At 32.8% G+C, this 857-nt stretch carries 1 protein-coding gene; it reads left to right on the top strand.

Going from position 1 to position 857, the window contains the following annotated elements; all coding sequences use genetic code 11:
- The first annotated feature begins 89 nt into the window (after positions 1 to 89).
- Positions 90 to 848 (top strand): IS5 family transposase, encoded by a 759-nt coding sequence (locus C1634_RS25640; RefSeq protein WP_103235720.1) that lies wholly within the window; start codon positions 90 to 92, stop codon positions 846 to 848.
- Positions 849 to 857: the final 9 nt, after the last annotated feature.

Below are 857 nucleotides of genomic sequence, written 5' to 3' on the forward strand. Positions count from 1 at the left end.
AGAGCCTGTTTAAAAACGGTATAAAAAAAGAGTAAGGGTTACTCATTGGCTTAAAAATGTCAATTTAGAGCTGCAAAACAAAAAAATTGATGTATCCAACAGACTTAACTCTTACTCAGTGGCAATTTATAAAAAAAACGCTTGATTTTGATGATAGAAAGCGAAAATATGATTTATGTATCATCTGGAATGCCATTTATTATATCGTAAAAACAGGCTGCCAGTGGCGAATGCTCCCCTCGAATTATCCCAAATGGCAATTGGTCTACTATTACTACTCTAAATGGTCAAATTTAGAACTTTTCGATTTACTCCTGTGTAATTTAAGAGAGAAGGTACGAGTAAAGAGAGGCCAAAATGCAGAAGCAAGTTTAGGGATTATAGACAGTCAGAGTGTGCGCTGGGGAAATAATCGTTCTCTTAATGGGTTTGATGGGAATAAGAAAGTAAAAGGAATAAAAAGGCATGTTGTGGTAGATAAAAATGGATTTTTGTTAGCCGTAATGGTAAGTTTAGCCAATTTTCACGATAGTAAAGCTGCTTTGTTATTCATGAGAACATTGCACTATCTTTTGATTCCAATTACAGTGATTTTAGCAGATGGAGGCTATAGAGGAAATATTATTGAAGAAATAAAAGATAAGTTTGGCTACATCATTCAGATTGTTTTACGGTCAGATCATAAAGAAAAAGTCTTTAAGCCTATACACAAAAGATGGATTATTGAAAGAACTTTTTCTTGGTTTGATAATGACAGAAGACTTTGCCGAAATTATGAATTGCTAATGGAAAATTCTGAAAATATGGTCAAACTATCAGCTATTAAAATATTATTGAACAAAATTTAAACAGGCTCT

It is taken from the genome of Chryseobacterium viscerum (assembly GCF_002899945.2).
GTDB classification, from domain to species: domain Bacteria; phylum Bacteroidota; class Bacteroidia; order Flavobacteriales; family Weeksellaceae; genus Chryseobacterium; species Chryseobacterium viscerum.